The organism is Octadecabacter sp. R77987 (genome assembly GCF_042466115.1).
GTDB lineage: Bacteria > Pseudomonadota > Alphaproteobacteria > Rhodobacterales > Rhodobacteraceae > SW4.
In genome coordinates this window covers 60,617-80,880 of sequence record NZ_JAXHBQ010000002.1, presented here as the reverse complement: position 1 = coordinate 80,880, position 20,264 = coordinate 60,617, and the positions used below count along the sequence as shown (strand labels likewise).

Below are 20,264 nucleotides of genomic sequence, written 5' to 3'. Positions count from 1 at the left end.
TCCAGACGGCACCTATTGAAGCAGCCTCTCAGTCTGAGCTTACAAGTCAGATGGCTGCTCGTCTACACACTGCGCTGACGACGCATCTTCAGCAAGCTTATGCACCTGATCAGCGCAAACATTTGAGACTATTCAGCGCTACAGAGACTGCGGATCTTCTGGGCGTCACAGGTCAATTTCTTCGCAAGTGCCATAACGAGGGATCGCTACCTGAACCGGAAGTCATCAAAAACGGCCGTAGATTCTATTCCGGTGAAGAGATGCTCCAGATGCGACGTCTACTTGAGACGACGTCGCGCACACCGGGCAAATACCTTCCAGGCCGTCGTGAAGGCGACAAACTCCAAGTTATCCAGTTGATGAATTTCAAGGGTGGTTCGGCCAAGTCAACCTCAGCCATCCACATTTGCCACTTTCTGGCCTTGAGTGGATATAGGGTCCTTGCTGTTGATCTGGATCCCCAAGGCAGTCTTACTGGTTTTTGTGGGATTCAAACCGAGTTAGAGTTCGAGGGCGCTTCGATCTATGACGCGTTGCGATACGAGGACCCAGTTCCGATGTCGGAGGCCATTGTGGAGACGTATTTCCCCGGCCTTCATCTCGCGCCCGCACGTCTGGTGCTAAGCGAGTTTGAAACTGAGACCGCAGTCAACGCGGGTCGCGGCGTAGCGTTCTTCGAAAAGCTCAGTCATGCGATCCAGTCCGTGGAGGGCGAGTATGATGTGGTCGTCATTGATAGCCCGCCCGCACTCGGGTTTTTGACGCTCACAGGGCTCTACGCTGCTACGTCGGTTATCGTTCCGATGACGCCAAGTATGCTGGACCTGGCCTCAACGCAGCAATTCGTTGAGATGACGTCTGCATATTTGGGGGTCATTGAGGATACAGGTGTTCAACTTGATCACGACTTCTTTTCATTCCTCATTACACGCGATGATCCGAGCGATATTCCGAGCCAGCAGATCGTTAGTTTGATGCGGGCTCTGTTCCAGGACCGTGTCGTGTCAGCGACGGGCTTGCGCAGCACGGCGATCGCCGACGCATCCATGCTGAAGATGTCTATCTATGAGGTTTTGCGCTCGGAGATGACGCGGTCGACCTACAACCGTGCGAAAACCAGTATGGACGCGGTTGGCGGTGAGGTCGCGAAGATGATCCAGCAAGCTTGGGGGCGTTAGTCATGGCAATGGGAAAGAATAAGACCGGGATCATGGCGGCGATAACTGCGGCTGCGGAAGCCCCTAAGGACAGTGGGTCCGAGCGCGCTCATAAAAGTTTGCCAAAAGGAACTATCGGTTCCGTTCGCGCGGGGCTCGGTGGTATCCAGGAGATTGACACAAGTCTTGTGTTGGCATGGGGGCCGAAAGACCGGCTCGATATCGAGTTAACAGCTGTTAACAGCGGCGAGCCACATGGGTCGATCCAGGAGCTGTCGGCAAGTATCGCCGAATCTGGGCAACAGGTTCCAGTCCTGCTGCGCCCATCCAAAGAGCGCGACGGTTACTTTGAGGTCATTTACGGCCAGCGTCGAATTTTGGCTTGTCGTCACCTTGGCAAACCAGTTCGGGCATTAATCCGGACTCTGGGCGATACAGACGCCCTGATGGCGAAAGGGCTCGAGAATGCTGGCCGTGCGGAGCTAAGCTACTATGAGCGCGTGCGGTTCGCACAAGCCATCCTGGAGCAAGGCTATTCTCGCGCCGAAGCCTGTCAGGCTTTGGCGATTAGTAAGAACACGCTTTCGCAACTGGAGCGTATCAATCGTCTTGTACCTTCCGCAGTCGGCGAGGCGATCGGTGCGGCACCTGATGCAGGGCGTCCAAAATGGATGACTCTCGCGACTGCGTTTGAAAAGGCGCAACTCACGGAAAAACACGTTCTCGATGTCTTGAGCAAGTCCACCGATCTGGATTCCGATGTGCGATTGGATTTTGCGCTCCAAGAGATCGGTAAACGCGGCAAGCAGGAGAGATCCACAGAAGCGCGCTCTCCAGTTCCTGGTGTGCATATCAAAAGCGGAAAGTCTGGGCTCTCTGTTACAGTTAAGCGGGCAGGGGCGAACAAAAAATTCGCGAACTGGTTGGACCAGAATCTGGACCGGCTAATTCAGGATTCCTTCGAGAGGTTTCAATCAGAGAACCGGGAAGGATAGCGGCGGTTAACAGTTGTTAACCACTAAATCAGAGGCAACGAGCAGAAAGGAGAACGGCACAAAAAGAAACCCTCGAAACCGAAGTCCCGAGGGCTGCTGCGCACTAGGCGCGATTTGTTCTAACACCACAATCTTAGCAGTCCGCGATTCGCTAAACAACTAAAAACGTCTTTGGGCGAACGGGTTTTCTTTGTCTGCTGGCAATACAATGGAAAAATATAGTGATGCTCCATACGGAGCGACTGAGCCAGGCATGCCTCAGAACGGTGGAGGTATGTCCAATATCAACAAACCGTCTGGTTGGCGGAAAGCGACGGCTGGACTGGCCACAGCAGAGCAACTCGCCCAAGCTGGTGAACGGGTAGCTGTACCCAAAACACGCGCATTCGTGGCAATCAAACGCGTTGGGGCCCATATCGGCCTGAAGGCGGGCGACATGATGCTTCTCGACACGCTTGGGGCCTTTACGCAGGCGCAGGACTGGGAAGAGGGCAGGAGACCGATCGTTTGGGCATCGAATGCTTACCTGATGGAGCAGACGGGTTTTTCCCTTTCTGCCCTAAAGCGCCATGCGCGTCGCTTAGCGGAGGCAGGGGCCATCGCCTTCCAGGATAGCCCCAATGGCAAGCGGTGGGGCAGGCGGGACGCTGAGGGCGTCATTTTAGAGGCCTATGGCTTCGATCTGTCGCCACTATCGGCCCGTGTCGAGGAATTTGAGCAGTTGCACGCCGAGTTGCAGGCCGAGCGCGAGCTCTGTCAGCGCCTGAAGCGCCAGATCACCGTGGCGCGGCGTATGATCCGCGCGCGCATCGAAGCGGCCACGAGCGGCGCGCTGAGAGGCCCTTGGGCGCAATTCACCGGCGTGTTCGAGGATCTTCTGGGCCGTTTGCCACGCCGCAACGAGGCCTCTGAGCGTCTCATGCGGCTGCTGATGTGGTTCAAAGAGCTTCAGGAGCGCGTTGAGGCCGCTTACCTCAAAGCAACTCAGCCCGTTGAGGTTGTGGAAAACACCCCTGAGATGACCGAACAAGTATCCAATAAGACTCAAGATATGGACCCCAGGGAGGTCAATTCTGACCCTCATATACTAATTACAAACCAACTTATTCCTGTAACCTGTAATTCCTCTGAAAAAGAGGACGCGGCGGGCGTAGTGCCCAATGCGCCCCCGGAAGAGCAGGTTGATAGGGGGCTGGAAGACTGGGTTGCTGGTGTCCGCAAGAAACGCGCAGCGCTTGATTTGCCGGTTGTGATGCAGGCCTGTCCTGAATTCGCCTCTTGGGCGCGCAATATGGGCGGATATCTCAAGGATTGGGGTGATTTGCACCGCGTTGCAGGGCAGCTGAGGCCGATGATCGGCATTTCTGAGCACGCGTGGAACGTAGCGCAAGAACAACTCGGCACGCAGGTGGCCACAGCGGCCTTGGTGCTTGTGTTCGAAAAACACTCTGCGGGCGAGGTCGCGTCACCGGGTGGATATCTGCGCGGGATGGTCGAGAAGGGCAGGGCTGGGGAGCTGCATCTCGAACGCAGCTTCTTTGGGCGGTTGAGCGGGGTCGCGGCATGAGGATCGGCGGCTTTCTCGCTAAGTCCTTGCAAATCTTCCATGAGATGGCATAAATGCAAGGTATGATTGCCCGTAACCATCTGAACCGCATTGAGCAGGCCTTGGACGCACAGGCTGGCGTTGTTCTGCTTGGACCACGTCAGGTGGGCAAGACGACCTTAGCGCAGGATATCGCAAAGGCGCGCGACGCAGTCTATCTCGATATGGAGCGTCTGGCGGATCGCCAAATCCTGGAAGAGCCGGATCTCTATCTCGACGAACAGGTGGGCAGGTTGGTTGTCATCGATGAGGTGCAGCTGATGCCGGGTTTATTTGGAGCGCTGCGCGGTCAAATTGATCGTCGTCGTAGGGCAGGGCAGCGGACCGGCCAGTTTCTACTTCTGGGCTCGGCGTCCAATACTCTGTTGCAGCAAAGCGCTGAATCTCTTGCCGGACGGGTGAGCTATCACGAGCTGACGCCATTCACACTTGATGAGGTAGGGCAGGGGGCTTCGCAGCAGCTTTGGTTGCGGGGCGGTTTCCCCGACAGCTTTCTGGCGGGGTCTGATCGCGAAAGTCTGACGTGGCGCGAAGATTTCATTCGCACCTATCTTGAGCGGGACATCCCGTCCTTTGGGTTGCGCATCCCGGCGGAAACGCTGCGGCGGTTCTGGACCATGCTCGCCCATGAGCAGGGGGGGTTGCTTAATGCGGCCAAGATCGCGGCCGGTTTGGGTGTGTCCGGCCAAAGCGTGGCGCGATATCTCGACTTGTTGGTCGACCTCATGCTGGTACGGCGCTTGCAGCCCTGGCATGCCAATGCGGGCAAGCGGCTGGTGAAGTCTCCTAAGATCTATATCCGCGATGCGGGTCTCACCCATGCGCTTTTGGGCCTGGAGACGACCGAGGCGTTGCTTGGGCATCCCGTCGTTGGTGGGTCCTGGGAAGGCTTCTGTATCGAGAACCTGATCGCTGCAGCGCCTCGGGGCACGGAAGCGAGCTTTTACCGCTCATCAGCTGGCGCTGAGATTGATCTGATCCTCAAATTGCCGGATCAGGCGCTTTGGGCCATCGAAATCAAACGCACCACTAGCCCGAAGGTCACCCGTGGATTCCATATCGCAACCGAAGAGTTGGACGTCGCGGAACGTCTACTGGTCTATGCGGGAGATCGCGATGTGCCGGGGCAGGGGGGCCTGCGCGCCATGCCCTTGGATCAAGCGATTTCGCGGCTGCGGGGTTTGTAGGTCGGTTCCATTGGCCATGCTCCCTCGCACAACCCACAAAGATGCATCATCGCTGAAACTGGTTGCAGATTTGGGTCGTGAATGACCTTTGTATCGGATCATCGCTCCTCGAAACTGCTGCAGGCGTTGTAACTTCGAAAACCGCAATTCTGCACGATCCCCGGCATAATCAGGCGCGGTTTGCCAAACCTCCTCTGTCTCATCCCCATGCGAGCAAGGGATCGCGGGTCTGACGGACGCCGCCGCTCGCGCAATGGTCTGCCCGCTCCTTCGCTAACGCTCCCGAGTTGACCATGCCCGGTCGGCTTGTCGCATCCGTCATTTCCTCCCGCGTCCCGCAAGGGGACGAGAAACAGGAGGACAAAATGGCAAACCGACCCGATATTTACACCCGCGTGACAGCAAAGATCATTGCCGATCTCGAAACTGGCACGCCGACGTGGCACAAGCCCTGGAGCACGGATCACCTCGCGGGTCGCATCACCCGACCTTTGCGCCACAATGGCATCGCCTACCGCGGCCTCAACATCATCCTGCTCTGGGCCGCCTCTGTCGCACAGGGCTACGCACATGCGACCTGGATGACATATCGTCAGGCCCTTGAGCTCGGCGCACAGGTTCGCAAGGGCGCGAAGGGCGAGCTGGTCGTCTATGCTGACACGTTCCGCAAGGTCGAGACCAATGACGCCGACCAAGACCGCGAAGTCGCGATCCCCTTCATGAAGGGCTACACAGTGTTCAACGTGGACCAGATTGAGGGTCTTCCGGAGGCGTTTTACGTCGATCCGAAGCCAATTCCAGAGGCGACCGAGCGCGACCGGCAGGCCGAAGCCTTCTTCGCAGCCACTGCTGCCGATATCCGTCATGGCGGCAATCGAGCTTACTACGCTGTCGAGCCAGACTACGTTCAGATGCCGCCGTTTGAGTGCTTTGAAACGCAGGAGGCGTATTTTGCAACGCTTGGTCACGAAGTGACCCATTGGACGCGCCATTCGAACCGTCTTGATCGCCGTTTTGGTCGCAAACGCTGGGGTGACGAGGGCTATGCGCAGGAAGAGCTTGTGGCCGAACTCGGTGCGGCGTTTTTGGCGGCTGATCTCGGGCTATCGCTGGAACCCTGTGCCGAGCATGCGGCCTATATCGGCCACTGGCTGCAAGGTCTTAAGAACGACAAGCGGTTCATTTTCCAGGCGGCTGCCCATGCGCAAAGGGCTGTGGACTACCTTCACGAACTTCAGCCAAAATCCGATGGGGTCGCTGCTTAGGCGGCCTTGTCTCAGGTAGGCGAACCGGACGTCGGTTTTGAGATAGTCCAATGGCTGAAGTGCGAAAAAACCCGCCCTCCAATGGTGCTGGATGAAGGTCTGCTGTACACAAACAACGTCGTCACCGCGACTTGTTAAGTAAACATCGCAGATACGCACCATCACCGTATGCCGTGCCGGACATCCCGACCTTCCTCCCTCCATTCCGGCAATCCGCCATCTAGCCTTCGCGCCCGGAAACCTTGGCGGCGCAGTGCGGCGACCGCCTGACGGGCATAGACGCAGTAGGGGCCACGGCAATAGGCAACGATCTCGACATCGGGCGCAAGCTTGGGAAATATCTGCTCCAGCTCCGCCAGCGTCGCGTTGAGGGCGCCGGGAATATGGCCCGCTGCGTATTCGTCGCAGGGCCGAACATCTAGCACCGTTACGGAGCCCTCTATCAGACGCGCGGCCAGATCGGCGCGGCTGAGAGGTTCGGGCGGTTCTTCCCCGCCTGACAGCCCGCGCAGGATGCGCTCTACCTTGGTTAGATTCCGTTCGGCTATAATGCGCAGCAGGTCCATTAGCTCCAGCGTCTTCGCATCGGTCAGCCGGTATATCACCGCTTTGCCGTCGCGGCGGCTAGTGACGAGGCCGGAGCGGCGCAGTTGCTGGAGATGCTGCGAGCAATTGGCAACGGTGAGGCCAGTCTTTTCTGCAAGCGCCTCTACGCCGCGCTCTCCCTGCGCGAGTTGTTCGAGCAGCGAAAGCCGTGCCGGAGTGGACAAAGCGCGCGCCAAAAGGGCGTATTCTTCGAGAAGAGCCAGTTTTGGGCTGATTGACACTGGTGCCTCCAAGTATTACATCATTCAAGTATATACTTGAATGATAGCGGTTTCATTGCGCTCCACAACCACGAAAGGCGCGGCAAATGTCCGAGACCATCCTTGCCGCCGAGCCTACCATTCGCCTTGCAGCCTTTCTGAGTGTGTTGGTCGCAATGGCTCTGTGGGAAGTCGCGGCACCCCGGCGGCGTCGGGATATTCCGCGCGTCATCAGGTGGACAAATAACCTCGCGCTCGTGGTGGTTGACACCGCAATCTTGCGGCTGACCTTTCCGATACTCGCGGTTGGTCTCGCGGCCATTGCCGAAGATCGGGGAAGGGGTCTTATCAACAACATCGATGCGCCGATCTGGGTGACCATCGTGATCTCGATGCTGCTTCTCGATCTCGCGATTTACCTTCAGCACGTGATGTTCCATGCCGTGCCGGGGCTTTGGCGTCTGCACCGGATGCACCACGCCGATCTCGACTTCGATGCGACCACTGGCTTGCGCTTTCACCCAGTAGAAATTCTGATTTCAATGGGGATCAAGTTGGCGGTCGTCATGGCACTGGGACCGCCCGCCGTTGCCGTGCTCCTGTTTGAGATAATCCTGAACGCGACTGCGCTCTTTAATCACGCCAACATCGATTTACCGCGTCCAGTAGAGCGCATCCTCCGATGGATCGTAGTCACGCCGGACATGCACCGGGTCCACCATTCTGTCGATCCACGCGAGACCAATTCGAACTTCGGCTTCAATCTACCGTGGTGGGATCGGCTGCTGGGAACATACGTCGCCCAACCGGCGAAGGGGCACACAAGAATGAAAATCGGCATCGAGCAGTTCCGTACGCGCCGCGATCTCTGGCTTGATCGGATGCTGATACAGCCCGTGCGCGGCTCTTCGAGCGGAGGTGCGCTCGATGCCCGCAGTCACCGGGGACAGTCTTCACCAGTATCTTCCAATCAAGCCAAAATAAACACTGACAAAATAGACCAAGAGCCCTGAACCAATGTACGTTTTGATGGACTTGGGCGTCATTCGAACAGCGTGCAGCATCGGTCTGGGCTCAAAGCTGCCGTTGGCTGCGTGACGCATCAAAATCCGCAAAAGGCCAACGGCGGACCTTCGCTGCCCTGATCATCAAATGAAGCTTATTACTTGAGTTTCTATAACCGTTTTCGCTCCCCGCAATCTGTGCCAGAATTCAGTTGGTTTGTGAAACAGAATGAGGCTTGGAACCTCTAGAGGGCCAGTCAGGTTCACCAATCAATTTCTGTCGGGCCGTTTGGCCGATCCAGCACATGTCGCAAACACTGTCGCCGCGTGAAAGCGTCCGGGTTCTACGGTAGTGGCCGCGCTGACCATCATCAGCAATGAGGTCGGCACCCGGCCAATCAAAGGTGCACCAGCTTTTTCTAAAGACCTCGAGGATTTCGGGGTCACTTTCCTGTTCCGAAAGGCGTCGAGCGAGAGTTTGCGGCGGACAATGCGTGAAATGCGTCAAGATATCGTCGCCGTCGCGACGGGTCTCAACTGCGTAGCCTGGTGCCCCGTGTGCGCCAAATGGAAACCAAAGCAACATGCGGATCGTCCAGCGGATACGGCGCCCCGGATTGCGGGTGACAATCCGCACCGGAGCGGATGTGAGCCGGAGGAGGCGTCGATAGATATCCCAACCAAGATCGCTGACGAGTTGCTGGGAAACGTCAGACGGCACGCCCAAGCCGCGTAGGACCCGGTCCGCCGAAATGGTATAAATTGCGAGTTCGACCATCAGTTGGTTGCCAAAGGAGGGCAGCGCATCAAGTCCGGCTTGTGGACGTCGCAACGTCACATCGGCCTCGACAGAGATAATGAACTCCTCAATTTCACTGTTTAGCCAGCGATAGGGGTGCCCTTTGGTATCCACGAAAATATGATTGATCAGGACGTGCTTGGCAGCGCGTTGGACAACCTTTCGCAATCCCGCCCGGGTCGTTTTCCACCTGATCGACTTGAGGGTCATGACAATCCTCATAGTTTCACGCGCCGTAACCGCAGCGCATTCGAGATTACGGACACCGACGAGAGGCTCATTGCGGCAGCGGCGATCATTGGCGACAGAAGAAGTCCGAAAACGGGGTAAAGGATGCCTGCGGCGATGGGGATGCCTGCGGCGTTGTAGGCAAATGCAAAGAACAGGTTTTGCTTGATGTTACGCAATGTTGCCTTGGCCAGTTTGCGCGCACGCACAATGCCAACAAGGTCGCCACCCAAAAGCGTGATGCCAGCGCTTTCGACAGCGACATCAGCACCCGTGCCCATTGCGATGCCCACGTCGGCGGCCGCAAGGGCAGGGGCGTCGTTTACGCCGTCGCCGGCCATCGCGATATAGGAACCTTGCGCGCGCAACTCCTCGACCAAGTCCTTCTTGTCTTCGGGCAGCACGCCTGCGCGCACCTCGTCAATGCCAAGCTTGCCAGCGACAGCCTCGGCGGTGCGCTGATTGTCGCCCGTTGCCATGATGATGCGAAGGCCAAGCGCGTGAAGATCGCGGATCGCCCCAGCGGTGGACTCCTTGATCGGGTCAGCCACGGCGACAATGCCCGCAAGCGCGCCATCGACTGCAATATACATGGCTGTCTTGCCCTCCGCGCGCAGGGTGTCGGCGGTTTCATCGGCGGTTGCGGTATCGACTGACAGGGACTGCATCATTGCGAGATTGCCCAAAGCGACACGCTGCTTGGTGATGAGACCCTTGACGCCTTTGCCCGTTACCGCCTCGAATTCAACGGCCTCTAACCGCTTGGCGTCACGTTCCTTAGCACCCTCAAGAATGGCTTCGGCCAAGGGGTGTTCCGACCCGCGCTCCAGGGCCGCTGCCAACGCAAGCACATCGGCTTCGAGGAAGTCACCAAGGACGATGACATCGGTCAACGCAGGTTTGCCCATCGTCAGAGTTCCCGTCTTGTCCACGATGACGGTGTCGACGCGCGCCATTCTTTCAAGGGCTTCGGCGTCCTTGATCAGCACACCGGCCTGCGCGCCACGCCCCGCCGCAGTCGTGATCGAAATCGGCGTAGCAAGTCCCAGCGCGCAGGGGCAGGCGATGATCAACACCGACACGGCCGATGCAATTGCAAAGGCCAGTGCGGGATCGGGGCCGAGGGTGAGCCAGACCACGAATGCGGTGATCGCAACGGCCACGACTGTTGGCACGAAGATCGCCGAGACACGGTCAGCAAGCCCTTGGATCGGTGCCCGTGACCGACGTGCGCCAGCGACCATTTCAACGATCTGCGAAAGCACCGTATCAGCACCGATATGCGTAGCGCGAATGGCAAGTGTGCCGTTCTTGTTGATCGTGCCGCCAGTGACGCGATCGCCCTCGGTCTTTTCAATCGGAACCGCCTCGCCCGTGATCATGCTTTCATCAACAGACGAGCGGCCTTCGATCACCTCGCCGTCGACAGGCACGCTGTCGCCGGGCCGGACGCGCAGGACATCGCCTTGGACAACGTTTTCAAGCGGGGCATCATATTCGTTGCCGTCGGGCAAAATGCGCCGCGCGGTCTTGGGCGCAAGGTCAAGTAGCGCACGAATAGCGTCACCTGTTCGTTCCCTCGCGCGCAATTCAAGAACCTGCCCGACAAAGATCAGCGCGATGATGACAACGGCGGCTTCGAAGTAGGTGCCAACGCCTTCGCCCATGCGGTATTCCGTTGGAAAGACGCCAGGAAGGAAAGTTGCGAACAGCGAATAGATGTAGGCCGCGCCGACACCGAGTGAAATCAGGGTCCACATGTTCGGAGACTTGTTGCGGACGGAGTCCCAGCCGCGCACAAAGAACGGCTGTGCGGCCCAAAGGACGATGGGCGTGGCGATCACGAATTCGATGTAAGTGGCGAGCCGGTGGCCGATCCAGTCGCGGACGGGCAATCCGACAAGTTCGCCCATGGTCAGGATCACCAAGGGCACCGCCGCTGCGGACGAAATCCACATGCGCCGTGTAAAGTCGGTCAGTTCTTCGGAGGGTTCGTCAGACGGGACCATCGGTTCCAGCGCCATGCCGCAAATCGGGCAAGAGCCGGACTCGTCCCGGATGATCTCGGGGTGCATCGGACAGGTCCACTGGGTGCCCGGCTGCGCCTGCTGGCCGACTGACGCGGCGTTGCTGGACGCATAGAAATAAGGGTCGGCCTTGAACTTTGTCTGGCACTTTTCCGAACAAAAATAGTGGGTTTCGCCGTCGTAGTCTTCTGACCGCGTGTCATCCTTGATTTCGACTGTCATGCCGCAGACCGGATCTTTGGCGGAATCGGCGTCGGCTGGTATCGTGCTTTGGGTGTGGGTGTGATCGTGGTCAGACATGAGTGGCTCCTGTTGATTTGGATCGCGTCGGTGATACGACCGCACAGTTGGCCGCAATCGGTGCGTGGCTAGTGGCCATGCGATCCGACTTGTTGGTCGCGCCCGCGCAGGTAGAAGAATTCAAAGCAAAAGACCGCTGCCATGATACCAGCCGCGATCACGACGATCATCGGGTCTTGGCCCCATTTTAGCGTGGCGAAGGTGATCAGAACGATGGCATCCAGCCCGATAGCAAGCAGCATAATCCAGCCCTTTGCTTCGACGTCATGGCGCAGGTAACGAAAGACGCCCCAATGGATCGCGATATCCATGACTAGATAGAAGAACGCGCCCAAGGATGCGATCCGGCTCAGGTCAAAGAAGACCGTCAGGACACCAGCTAAAACAACGGTATAGATCAGTGTGTGGTCGCGCACGCCGCCTGGCAAGCCAAAGTGGCTGTGCGGGATCAGTTCCATTTCGGTTAGCATGGCAAGCATGCGGGACACGGCGAAAATGCTTGCGATGACACCCGAAACCGTGGCGACAAGGGCCAGCGCGACAGTTAAATAAAACCCGACCTGACCAAGTGCAGGCTGCGCCGCTTCGGCTAAGGCAAAGTCCTTGGCGGCAATGATCTGGTCCAGCGGCAGGCTGGCCCCAACCGCAAAGGCCACCAGCAGATAAACGACTACGCAAATCGCGATTGAAAAGATAATCGCGCGCCCGACGTTGCGGTTGGGATGCGTGATTTCCGCGCCGCTGTTGGTGATCGTGGTAAATCCCTTGAACGCGAGTATCGAGAGCGCCACAGAGGCGACGAAGCCGGTCACGCCGCCGCTTTGCCCCGTGCCCTCGGTTGCTTCAAAGGAAAAGCCGCTTGCCCAAAGTGCGGCGATACCGAAAAGCGCAATTCCCCCGACTTTCAGAACGGCCATAACGATTGACAGCCATCCGACTGATCTGTTGCCCGACACGTTCACGATATAAGCAAAGATGATGACGCCGACGCCGATTGCAGGCACAAGCCAGCCCTCCGGTGTCACATCCAATCCGCGCAGCAGATAGGTCGCAAAGGTGCGTGCAACAAGGCTTTCGTTGATCACCATGGACAGGGCCATAAGCAGCGCGGCGGCGGCTGCAATGGTCGTCGGGCCGTATGCCTTTTGCAGGATCATCGCAACGCCACCCGCCGACGGGAAAGCGTTGGACATCTTGATATAGGTATAAGCGCTGAAGGCGGTAATGATGGCACCAACGACAAACGACAGTGGAAAAAGTGGCCCTGCAAGTTGCGCGATCTGGCCGGTTAGCGCCAGAATACCCGCACCGATCATCACACCAGTGCCCATCGCAATCGCGTCCACCAGCGTAAGGCTTCCTTTTTTGTATTCAGTCTTCATGGCGTCGATCCTTCATTGGTACTCGCCGGTGCGCGTTGGCGCAGAGCCATTACGAGAAATGGCAGTGCAGTGATCAGGCCAAGGCCAAGAACGGCCCATTCCGTCGCGCCGTAGTCACCCTCGAGAGCGCCCGCGCCCACATGGGCCAGCACAAAGCTTGCCGGTAGGATCCCCGCCAAGGTCGCTAGCAAGAACCTCCAGAGGTGTAATTTGCTAAGTCCGGCAGCATAGCTGACTGCGTCGAACGATATGAACGGCAACAGGCGGGACCCGAAAACCGTCAGCGTCAGCGCGTTTTGCGAGCCAAGCAGGCCGTAGTCGGACTTGTCACCAAGAATACGTTGAACCGTTCCACGCCCGACATATCGTGCGATCAGGAACGCGATCACCGCCCCCAGTTCGGCACCGATCGCGACAAAGATGGTGCCGGTCACATGCCCGTAAGTAGCCCCCGCAACCAGTGCAATCGGGGCGCTGGGGATCGGGCTGGCGACAATAGCGAGCGTCATCAGACCGATAATCAGAAGTGGCCCCCACAAACCAGCCCGATTCACCCATTGCATGACAGTCTGCTTGTCGATGTCGGGCAGGCCGAATTGTTGCCACCCAAGTAGCGTGACGAGGATCGCTATACTCAAGACGATCAGCCCGGCGGTTCGGGCGGGACGGTTCAACAATCGATCGGTCATATTCGTGCCTCGGCGTTTTGCCAATGCGCATGGCTTGGCCTCAGTGATGCGGCCTCCAGCGGGGGTAAGGTCAACACGGCATTGCAGATCACCCGACAGTGAATTGGCCCATCATGCCGCCGTCTTCGTGTTCGAGGATGTGGCAATGGTACATAAAGGGGGTTTCGCGCGCCGCACCTTGGTCGAACCGCACCAACAGTTCAGCGCTGCCATGCACCAGCATGGTGTCCTTCCAGCCGGTGTTCTGCGGGGCAGGCGCGCGCCCGCTTTGTGAAAGCACCTGAAAAGACACACCGTGGATATGGAAAGGATGCATCATCATATCGGCGGTGATGCGCCAGCGTTCAACTGTGCCGCGCGGGATGTCAAAGTTGATCTGGTCCATCGCAAAGGCCGCGCCGTTGATCGAAAAGCGATCATTCGCCCGCCGCATCATCATGCCCATACCCATCTGCATGTCCAAAGTCATGTTGCGCACATCCACGCCTGTTCCATCGCCCTGCGGACGGCTACCGCCGATGTCATCAGGAAGCCGGTCCTTGGTCGCGGGCAATGATGGATCGACCGCAAATGGCAGAACCACAAAAGCGCTTTCGTTACTCCCGCCGCCCATCATTCCACCCATCATCTCGTTTGGATTTGGCGCTGAGACCAAGGCGATATCCCGCCCGTCTGAAAAGTCGATCAAGACTTCGAACCGTTCACCTGGTGCGATGGTGAGGTCGCTCAGCGTGATGGGGCGGTCCAGATAGCCGTTGTCGGTGGCGATCAGGTGCATCTCGCGTCCGTCAGACAGGGACAGCGGATAAATCCGTGCGTTCGATCCATTGACCAACCGCAGCCGCACCAGACCCTGCGGAATGACGGCTGTGCGACCCACTTGCCCGTTGACGACCATCGTATCGCCCATGAACCCCATCATCTGATCCGGCATCGCAGGGGCGTAATCAATCTGTCCACGCCGATCAAAGCGGCGGTCCTGAAGCACCAGCGTCAGATCGTCGACGCCGTAGGCATTGGGAAGTCCGCGCGCTTCGTCCTGCCCGTCAACGATCTGCAAAACACCAGCGAGGCCTTTTTGGACCTGCCGCGCCGTGCTTCCATGGACGTGCGAATGATACCAAGCCGTGCAAGTGGGTTGCGTGATCGACAGCTCTGGTGTCCAGGTTTCGCCTTGCGAAATCGTTTGGTGCGGGCCGCCATCGGCGTCACCGGGCACCATCAAACCGTGCCAATGAACCGAGATTGGCTCATCAAGCGTATTTTGCACTTCGGCGGCGGTTGTCTGTCCTGTCGCGATACGAAGGGTCGGCCCTAAATGAGGTTGGTTGAACCCCCAGGTTTCGCTTGTTCGGGCATCGACAAAGGCCGTCGTTCCCCGTTGTGCGGCAAGGTGAAACCGGCCGGTTCCAGTAGCATCCAACAATGGCGGCATGGCCAGGGGACCAACTGACGTTTGCGCCGCCGCAAGCATGGGCTGCATTGCGACTGGCAGGGCCGAGAGGCCGGACAAGAATTTTCGCCGGGAAATCATCGCATTATCCGTTCAAATGAGGAGGGGAGGAAGTGCAGAAAGTGCGACATCTGCCGAGACGACCGGAAGATCGCTGTCAATCCAGCCCGTGGTGGTTCCTGAGCCCAACATGCCGCCTGCAACGTCGACGAACCCCAGTTCCTGACCTTGGCGCACTTGGTCCATGACGAAGTCAGACCGTCGACCGGTCCGGCAAATAAGCGCGACCGGGCGACCATCCGCCAGATCGCGCGCCGCAAACAGCCGTTCCCCGAATCGCGGGTCGGTCATATCCAGCGGCCAAGCGCCTTCAGCTATCCCTGTTTCGCGCCATTCGTCAGGGCGCCGGATATCGACGAGGCGCGCTGTATCTGCGGTCATCGCAGTGTGGGTTTCCTGAACAGACCAAATGTCGTGGTCCCGCGCCCAGAGCGGACTGGCGGTGACAAACGGCAGTGGGGCGAGCAGCGTTGTGGTCAGAAATCTGCGGCGGTTTAGGGTCATTGCGTTACTCCTTGGAGAATCTAAGCGGCATCAATTGCCGTGACCAGCATGTCGCGAACCTGCCCGGCCACGTCATGAAGTGCGGCATTTTCGACGGCAGACATCGACGCGACTGGGTCAACCGCGCTGACTTCGATCCCGCCGTCCACTTCGCGCAGAATGACGTTGCAGGGCAGCATTGCACCGATGCGCGGCTCAATCCCAATGGCCTGATATGCCATCTTTGGATTGCATGCGCCAAGTATACGATATCCCGGCATATCCACGTCGATCTTTTCCTTCATCGTGGATTTCACATCGATCTCGGTAAGCACGCCAAATCCGCTATCCTTAAGCGCGGCGCGGACCCGCATGTCGGCATCGTCAATCGTGGTATCGTTCAGAACGCGGTTATGGGTATAGCTCATGTCTTTCTCCTTGGGTTTGGTGGGGTGGTTGGCTTGGATGTTTGCCTGATATCGAAGCCGACCCCAATCTATCTCTAACTACAACCACCCTGATCGGGTTCCCGAATAGACTAGTCGCCAAACGACTGCGCACTGCCACGACGGCCCGTGCCCATCATATCGGCCGGTGCCGTCATCTCGCCCTCAGTGATGGCCCCGTCGCCATCGGCGTCAAGGGCTTGGAACCGATCCACCATCGTTTCGCGCATCGCGTTGGTATGCATGATCTCGAATTCCTGCAAATTCAGTTGGCCGTTGGCGTCGGTATCCGCTTGACCATGCATGGACTGCAATGTCCCATGCGCTTCCTCATTGGAAATCTCTCCGTCACCATCGGCGTCAAAGGTATCCATCATTCCCGCGCCCATCATAGGGAATTGGCCTTGCCTTGCTTTGGGCATGCTGCCTTCCATTGCGCTGACGTCCATCGCAAAATGCATTTGCACCATCATCTGCATCATCTTGTGGTGATCGCCCATCATGGTCATGTCCATCATGTTTGAACCCATTCCGGTCATGCCGGCCATACCGGCCTGACCATTTACGGCTTCGGGTGACATCAGGCTGCCATCGTCGGGTTGGTCGGCGTGATGATCCGCGTCCGCAATCGCGGACACCGGGATCATGACTGTGATAGCCATAGCAGCAGCGATCTTGTGAGTGTGTAACATGTCTTCGCCTCTCTTGTCATTGATGACTAGATACCTCGTCATGAAACAAGGAAATTGAAGGGGACCGGCTCGGGTGTTTTGTATCAGCGTGTCGCAGCCTTCGATGCCTGATACAAAGGGCGACAAAACGGGGCCTAACTGACCCAAAGCAAATGATTTAGAAGGAACCAATGCCCCATACACCGCATATCCTCGTTGTCGATGATCACCAGCAGATCCGCGATAGCGTGACCCGCTTTCTGGAAAAGAACGGGCTGCGCGCGACGGCCGCCAAAGACGCGCCGGACATGGACGCCAAACTTGCCACAGGCCAGTTCGATCTGATGGTTCTGGACGTTATGATGCCAGGCGAAAGTGGCCTGTCTGTTTGTCGTCGGATTTCGGCCGAACGTGACCTGCCGATCATCATGCTGACCGCTTTGGGCGAAGAAACCGACCGGATCGTGGGGCTTGAGATAGGCGCCGATGACTACCTTTCAAAGCCATTCAATCCGCGCGAACTTCTTGCGCGGATCAAGGCCGTCCTGCGGCGAGCAGCGCAACCTGATACAATAACGCGCGGCCTTGCGGGCAAGAAAGTTCGCTTTGCACATCTTGTTCTTGATGCCGACAGGCAAGTGCTGATCGACGAAGATGGCGAAGAGACCGCACTAACCGTCGCGGATTTCAGGCTGTTGTCGGTGTTGGTTGAACGACCCCGCTTGGTGCTGAGCCGCGAGCAACTTCTTGATCTGTCCGCGGGGATTTCCGCAGGCCCGCTTGATCGCAAAATCGACAATCAGGTTTCGCGGCTTAGACGCAAGATCGAGCCCGATATCCTGCGCCCCAGAATTATCAAGACGATCCGCAATGGAGGTTATTCCCTCTGTGCCGATGTCACGGATGTCGAATGATCTGGCGCGCGTTGCAGACCTTGCGGGTCCAGCTTGTCCTGTTGATTGTCGCCGCACTGGCCATTGCTCAGGTCATCAGCCTGCTGCTTTTCGCCGATGAACGCAGCCTTGCGATCCGCGTAGCCCTTGGGTTCGAGGCCGCAGGCCGCGCAGCTAATGTGGCGCGGTTGATTGAAGAAGCGCCTGCCGACCTGCGCCCGTCGATCCTGCGCGCCGCAAATTCCCCACTGGTGCGGTTTGAACTGGCTGACCTGCCACTTGTTCAGCACGGCGACCATTCCGACGGCGGCACGGTGGAAAACCGCGTGCGCGCCCTGCTTAGCGATGATTACAGCCGCGATATCCGTGTCGAGCTGCACGAGATCAACGGGGAAATCATGCCGCTTCCCAATCTGTCGCGCGAAATGACCGAAATGCACATCGCGATGATGCGCGGCGAACTGTCGGCTATCGAAATGAACCTGTCGATCGGGATATCGGGCGGACAGTGGCTCAATGTTAGTACGCGGTTTGAACGCCCTCCGATCCAGTGGCCGTTCTACGCGATGTTGACGTTTGCACTGTCAGCGGCGGCAATCTTGATCGCCGTATTCTGGTTTGTCATGACCCGACTAACAGGGCCGTTACAGCGTCTTGTTGGTGCGGCTGATCGCCTTGGTCGCGGCGAAGACGTGGCGACACTGCCAATGCAGGGGCCAGTTGAAGTGCGCGAACTGACATCCGGTTTCAACCGGATGCAAGACCGTCTGACCCGATTTGTAACGGACCGCACGCGCGTTTTGGCAGCACTTGGGCATGACCTACGCTCGCCCTTGACGGCGATGCGGGTGCGCGCCGAGATGGTCGATGAGGAAGAAACCCGCGATAGCCTTGTTGCCTCCGTCGAAGAGATGCAATCAATGGTGGACGCGACTTTGACATTTGCCCGTGGCCTGACGGGAAACGAGGCGGTCGAGACGGTCGAATTCGGAGAATTCCTGCGCGAGCTGCAAGCTGAAAAAGCGGTGGAATTTTCCCTGATCGACGGGCCAGCGATGCAGATGCGGCTGCGGCCGAATGCGATGCGACGCGCCTTGCGCAACCTGATCGAGAACGCGGTGCGGTATGGCAAGCATGCGTGCGTGTCGTGGGTGCCGGAACACGACAGCCTTTTCATCAAAATCAAAGATGACGGTCCGGGCATTCCGGAAAAGGATACCGAACGGGTCTTTGAGCCGTTCGTGAGGCTCGAGGAAAGCCGCTCACTTGAGACAGGCGGTCACGGGCTTGGCCTGTCAATTGCGCGCTCAATCATCCGCGCACACGGGGGTGATATCAAATTGGAAAATCGGGACGAAAGCGGGCTGGTCGCAATTGTGCAACTGCCGCTAGTTGCCGATCAACACAATGAAGGAGACTAAGATGCGTTTGAAGAAAAGCTTTGTGATCCCCTTTTTCACCGCGCTGGGAACAGCTGCATACGCGGACAACGGTATGGGCAATGATTGGGACTTTGGCCACATGTGGGGCGGCGGATATGGCATGTCCGGTGGACTGATGATGGTCTTGTTCTGGGGTGTCGTCATCGCGTTGATCGTTGTGGCTGTTCGCCGACACGGCACCGGCACAGGAAAGCCCGATCAAGACCCTGCGAAGATACTGAAAGAACGCTTCGCGCGCGGCGAGATCGACGAAGACGAATACCGCAAGCGCTTGGCCACATTGAACGAATAGGGCGGGGCGCCCTTAGGCGTGTTTGCCATTGGGGTGATTGAGATCAGCAGAGGTGGGACCGTCCTGTTCGGCCTCGCTGCTTTCGCCCTCTGCGTGGCATGATTTTCCCATCATCTTGTGCATGACCAGATGTGCCCCGATGCAGAGGGTCAACGGGGCGAAAACGCCAGCGTTGGCCCAAAGACCGGCGAGCGTGCCACCACCGATAAGGAATACCGCGACCGGCAGAAACATGACAGCACAGCAGGCCATCATGCCCCATTTCATAAGTGTGGTTGAAGCGGAGCTCTTGTTTCTCGCCGTGAAAACTTCGGTGTGCATGTGACCCTCGCCAAATTTGGAATTCTCGGTGTTTGCGCTCCTCTTGCGCAGGAAGGTCAAGGATACATTTGGATACAAAAATCCTGCGGTTGTAAGGTTGCTGGCTGCGCTGCTTAGCTTACAACACATGGGAACGCGCCACAGATCGCGGCAGGTAAAGGAGCAATCGGAATGAAGAAACCCATGACATGCGACCGGCGCGGATTTGTGACTGCCGGCGCCGCGTTTCTGTTTGCCCCGCAGGTCTTGCGGGCACAGACCGAACAGGTGATCAGGCGCAACATATCATCATTTAATTTGCATCGATGGCAGGAACACTTTGATAGCTTGGGGCAGGGGATCATCATCTCGGATACGAATACGATGGTGCTTCAGCATTGGACGTCGGACGACGAAATGCGGGTTTATCCGACATCGGTACCACTCACGGATGATCTGACGCGCCGCGGCTATACCGAAGTCGTTGAAAAGCGCGAGAATCCGGGCTGGGCACCGACCCCGTCAATGCGCGAGCGCAATCCGGAATGGCCGGAATATGTGCCCGGTGGGGATCCGACCAATCCGCTTGGGACGCGGGCACTCTATCTTTCATGGCAGTATTACCGCATCCACGGCACGCAAGACACGCGCAAGATCGGGCGGCGGTCGTCCAACGGGTGCATCGGCCTTTACAACAACCAGATTGAAGAAGTCTTTGATCGCGTGCCGCTTGGCACCCAGGTCAAACTGATCTGAGGCGCGCGGCTGATATGAAGGAA

20 protein-coding genes are annotated in these 20,264 nt (G+C 57.9%); 10 read left to right on the top strand and 10 right to left on the bottom strand.

Translation table 11 applies throughout. From position 1 onward, the window contains the following. The 5 genes from repA to SJY21_RS16665 all read left to right on the top strand — a co-directional run. Positions 1–1,178: plasmid partitioning protein RepA (gene repA, locus SJY21_RS16685; protein WP_377513446.1), on the top strand; the 1,178-nt coding region annotated here is incomplete at its 5' end. Positions 1,179–1,180: 2 nt separating this feature from the next. Beyond that, positions 1,181–2,152 (top strand): plasmid partitioning protein RepB, encoded by a 972-nt coding sequence (gene repB / locus SJY21_RS16680; protein WP_377513444.1) that lies wholly within the window; start codon positions 1,181–1,183, stop codon positions 2,150–2,152. A 274-nt stretch (positions 2,153–2,426) separates the two neighbouring features. Continuing rightward, entirely contained in the window at positions 2,427–3,719 is a 1,293-nt protein-coding gene (repC, locus tag SJY21_RS16675) for a plasmid replication protein RepC (protein WP_377513442.1), read from the top strand. Positions 3,720–3,772: 53 nt separating this feature from the next. Further along, entirely contained in the window at positions 3,773–4,945 is a 1,173-nt protein-coding gene (locus tag SJY21_RS16670) for an ATP-binding protein (RefSeq protein ID WP_377513440.1), read from the top strand. Positions 4,946–5,310: 365 nt separating this feature from the next. Next, positions 5,311–6,210 carry an ArdC family protein gene (locus tag SJY21_RS16665; protein WP_377513438.1) on the top strand — a complete coding sequence of 300 codons (900 nt, stop codon included), beginning with the start codon at positions 5,311–5,313 and terminating at the stop codon, positions 6,208–6,210. Between the two features lie 161 nt (positions 6,211–6,371). On the opposite strand, the gene SJY21_RS16660 is transcribed toward SJY21_RS16665, so the two are convergent. Further along, positions 6,372–7,037 carry an ArsR/SmtB family transcription factor gene (locus SJY21_RS16660; protein WP_377513436.1) on the bottom strand — a complete coding sequence of 222 codons (666 nt, stop codon included), beginning with the start codon at positions 7,035–7,037 and terminating at the stop codon, positions 6,372–6,374. An 86-nt stretch (positions 7,038–7,123) separates the two neighbouring features. Between SJY21_RS16660 and SJY21_RS16655 the strand changes: the two genes are divergently transcribed. Beyond that, positions 7,124–8,029 carry a sterol desaturase family protein gene (locus tag SJY21_RS16655; protein ID WP_377513434.1) on the top strand — a complete coding sequence of 302 codons (906 nt, stop codon included), beginning with the start codon at positions 7,124–7,126 and terminating at the stop codon, positions 8,027–8,029. Between the two features lie 199 nt (positions 8,030–8,228). Here the strand turns inward: SJY21_RS16655 and SJY21_RS16650 are convergent, their stop codons facing one another. The 8 genes from SJY21_RS16650 to SJY21_RS16615 all read right to left on the bottom strand — a co-directional run bounded on the left by SJY21_RS16650 (position 8,229) and on the right by SJY21_RS16615 (position 16,549). Then, a complete protein-coding gene (locus SJY21_RS16650) occupies positions 8,229–9,029 on the bottom strand; it encodes a hypothetical protein (protein WP_377513432.1) in 801 nt (266 codons plus the stop codon). An 8-nt stretch (positions 9,030–9,037) separates the two neighbouring features. Beyond that, on the bottom strand, positions 9,038–11,374 hold the full coding sequence (locus SJY21_RS16645) for a heavy metal translocating P-type ATPase (protein ID WP_377513430.1): 2,337 nt from the start codon (positions 11,372–11,374) through the stop codon (positions 9,038–9,040). Positions 11,375–11,442: 68 nt separating this feature from the next. After that, positions 11,443–12,756: an APC family permease gene (locus tag SJY21_RS16640; protein ID WP_377513428.1), complete on the bottom strand. Its 1,314-nt coding sequence runs from the start codon at positions 12,754–12,756 to the stop codon at positions 11,443–11,445. Next, the gene (locus tag SJY21_RS16635) at positions 12,753–13,445 is read right to left on the bottom strand and encodes a TVP38/TMEM64 family protein (protein ID WP_377513426.1); all 693 of its coding nucleotides are present in this window, start codon (positions 13,443–13,445) and stop codon (positions 12,753–12,755) included. The genes SJY21_RS16640 and SJY21_RS16635 overlap by 4 nt, the downstream gene beginning before the upstream one ends. A gap of 88 nt (positions 13,446–13,533) precedes the next feature. Then, positions 13,534–14,880, bottom strand: coding sequence for a multicopper oxidase domain-containing protein (locus tag SJY21_RS16630; RefSeq protein ID WP_377513424.1), 1,347 nt, complete (start codon positions 14,878–14,880; stop codon positions 13,534–13,536). A gap of 111 nt (positions 14,881–14,991) precedes the next feature. Beyond that, positions 14,992–15,462 (bottom strand): rhodanese-like domain-containing protein, encoded by a 471-nt coding sequence (locus tag SJY21_RS16625; RefSeq protein ID WP_377513422.1) that lies wholly within the window; start codon positions 15,460–15,462, stop codon positions 14,992–14,994. 20 nt (positions 15,463–15,482) lie between these two features. After that, on the bottom strand, positions 15,483–15,869 hold the full coding sequence (locus SJY21_RS16620; RefSeq protein WP_377513420.1) for a DUF302 domain-containing protein: 387 nt from the start codon (positions 15,867–15,869) through the stop codon (positions 15,483–15,485). A gap of 110 nt (positions 15,870–15,979) precedes the next feature. Beyond that, on the bottom strand, positions 15,980–16,549 hold the full coding sequence (locus SJY21_RS16615) for an EF-hand domain-containing protein (RefSeq protein ID WP_377513418.1): 570 nt from the start codon (positions 16,547–16,549) through the stop codon (positions 15,980–15,982). Between the two features lie 200 nt (positions 16,550–16,749). Here SJY21_RS16615 and SJY21_RS16610 point away from each other — a divergent pair, with 200 nt between their 5' ends. From SJY21_RS16610 to SJY21_RS16600, 3 genes are read left to right on the top strand one after another with little or no spacing between them, the layout of a single operon-like run. After that, positions 16,750–17,472 carry a response regulator gene (locus tag SJY21_RS16610; protein ID WP_377513416.1) on the top strand — a complete coding sequence of 241 codons (723 nt, stop codon included), beginning with the start codon at positions 16,750–16,752 and terminating at the stop codon, positions 17,470–17,472. Continuing rightward, positions 17,472–18,872, top strand: a complete 1,401-nt coding sequence (locus SJY21_RS16605; RefSeq protein ID WP_377513454.1) for an ATP-binding protein — start codon at positions 17,472–17,474, stop codon at positions 18,870–18,872. The genes SJY21_RS16610 and SJY21_RS16605 overlap by 1 nt, the downstream gene beginning before the upstream one ends. Before the next feature lies 1 nt (position 18,873). Further along, positions 18,874–19,185 carry an SHOCT domain-containing protein gene (locus tag SJY21_RS16600; RefSeq protein WP_377513414.1) on the top strand — a complete coding sequence of 104 codons (312 nt, stop codon included), beginning with the start codon at positions 18,874–18,876 and terminating at the stop codon, positions 19,183–19,185. 12 nt (positions 19,186–19,197) lie between these two features. Here SJY21_RS16600 and SJY21_RS16595 read toward each other — a convergent pair whose 3' ends face one another. Further along, positions 19,198–19,452: a DUF2933 domain-containing protein gene (locus SJY21_RS16595; protein WP_377513412.1), complete on the bottom strand. Its 255-nt coding sequence runs from the start codon at positions 19,450–19,452 to the stop codon at positions 19,198–19,200. Positions 19,453–19,677: 225 nt separating this feature from the next. Between SJY21_RS16595 and SJY21_RS16590 the strand changes: the two genes are divergently transcribed. Next, the gene (locus tag SJY21_RS16590; protein WP_377513410.1) at positions 19,678–20,241 is read left to right on the top strand and encodes a L,D-transpeptidase; all 564 of its coding nucleotides are present in this window, start codon (positions 19,678–19,680) and stop codon (positions 20,239–20,241) included. The last annotated feature ends 23 nt before the right edge of the window (positions 20,242–20,264 follow it).

Bases quoted from the DNA above. Each gene is read 5' to 3' on its own strand.
- SJY21_RS16635 (WP_377513426.1), bottom strand. From the start codon at position 13,445: ATGACCGATCGATTGTTGAACCGTCCCGCCCGAACCGCCGGGCTGATC.
- SJY21_RS16590 (WP_377513410.1), top strand. From the start codon at position 19,678: ATGAAGAAACCCATGACATGCGACCGGCGCGGATTTGTGACTGCCGGC.
- SJY21_RS16665 (WP_377513438.1), top strand. From the start codon at position 5,311: ATGGCAAACCGACCCGATATTTACACCCGCGTGACAGCAAAGATCATT.
- SJY21_RS16650 (WP_377513432.1), bottom strand. From the start codon at position 9,029: ATGACCCTCAAGTCGATCAGGTGGAAAACGACCCGGGCGGGATTGCGA.
- SJY21_RS16630 (WP_377513424.1), bottom strand. From the start codon at position 14,880: ATGCCGCCATTGTTGGATGCTACTGGAACCGGCCGGTTTCACCTTGCC.
- SJY21_RS16615 (WP_377513418.1), bottom strand. From the start codon at position 16,549: ATGGCTATCACAGTCATGATCCCGGTGTCCGCGATTGCGGACGCGGAT.
- SJY21_RS16620 (WP_377513420.1), bottom strand. From the start codon at position 15,869: ATGAGCTATACCCATAACCGCGTTCTGAACGATACCACGATTGACGAT.
- SJY21_RS16640 (WP_377513428.1), bottom strand. From the start codon at position 12,756: ATGAAGACTGAATACAAAAAAGGAAGCCTTACGCTGGTGGACGCGATT.
- repB (WP_377513444.1), top strand. From the start codon at position 1,181: ATGGCAATGGGAAAGAATAAGACCGGGATCATGGCGGCGATAACTGCG.
- SJY21_RS16600 (WP_377513414.1), top strand. From the start codon at position 18,874: ATGCGTTTGAAGAAAAGCTTTGTGATCCCCTTTTTCACCGCGCTGGGA.
- SJY21_RS16595 (WP_377513412.1), bottom strand. From the start codon at position 19,452: ATGAAATGGGGCATGATGGCCTGCTGTGCTGTCATGTTTCTGCCGGTC.
- repC (WP_377513442.1), top strand. From the start codon at position 2,427: ATGTCCAATATCAACAAACCGTCTGGTTGGCGGAAAGCGACGGCTGGA.
- SJY21_RS16645 (WP_377513430.1), bottom strand. From the start codon at position 11,374: ATGTCTGACCACGATCACACCCACACCCAAAGCACGATACCAGCCGAC.
- SJY21_RS16655 (WP_377513434.1), top strand. From the start codon at position 7,124: ATGTCCGAGACCATCCTTGCCGCCGAGCCTACCATTCGCCTTGCAGCC.
- SJY21_RS16610 (WP_377513416.1), top strand. From the start codon at position 16,750: ATGCCCCATACACCGCATATCCTCGTTGTCGATGATCACCAGCAGATC.
- SJY21_RS16625 (WP_377513422.1), bottom strand. From the start codon at position 15,462: ATGACCCTAAACCGCCGCAGATTTCTGACCACAACGCTGCTCGCCCCA.
- SJY21_RS16670 (WP_377513440.1), top strand. From the start codon at position 3,773: ATGCAAGGTATGATTGCCCGTAACCATCTGAACCGCATTGAGCAGGCC.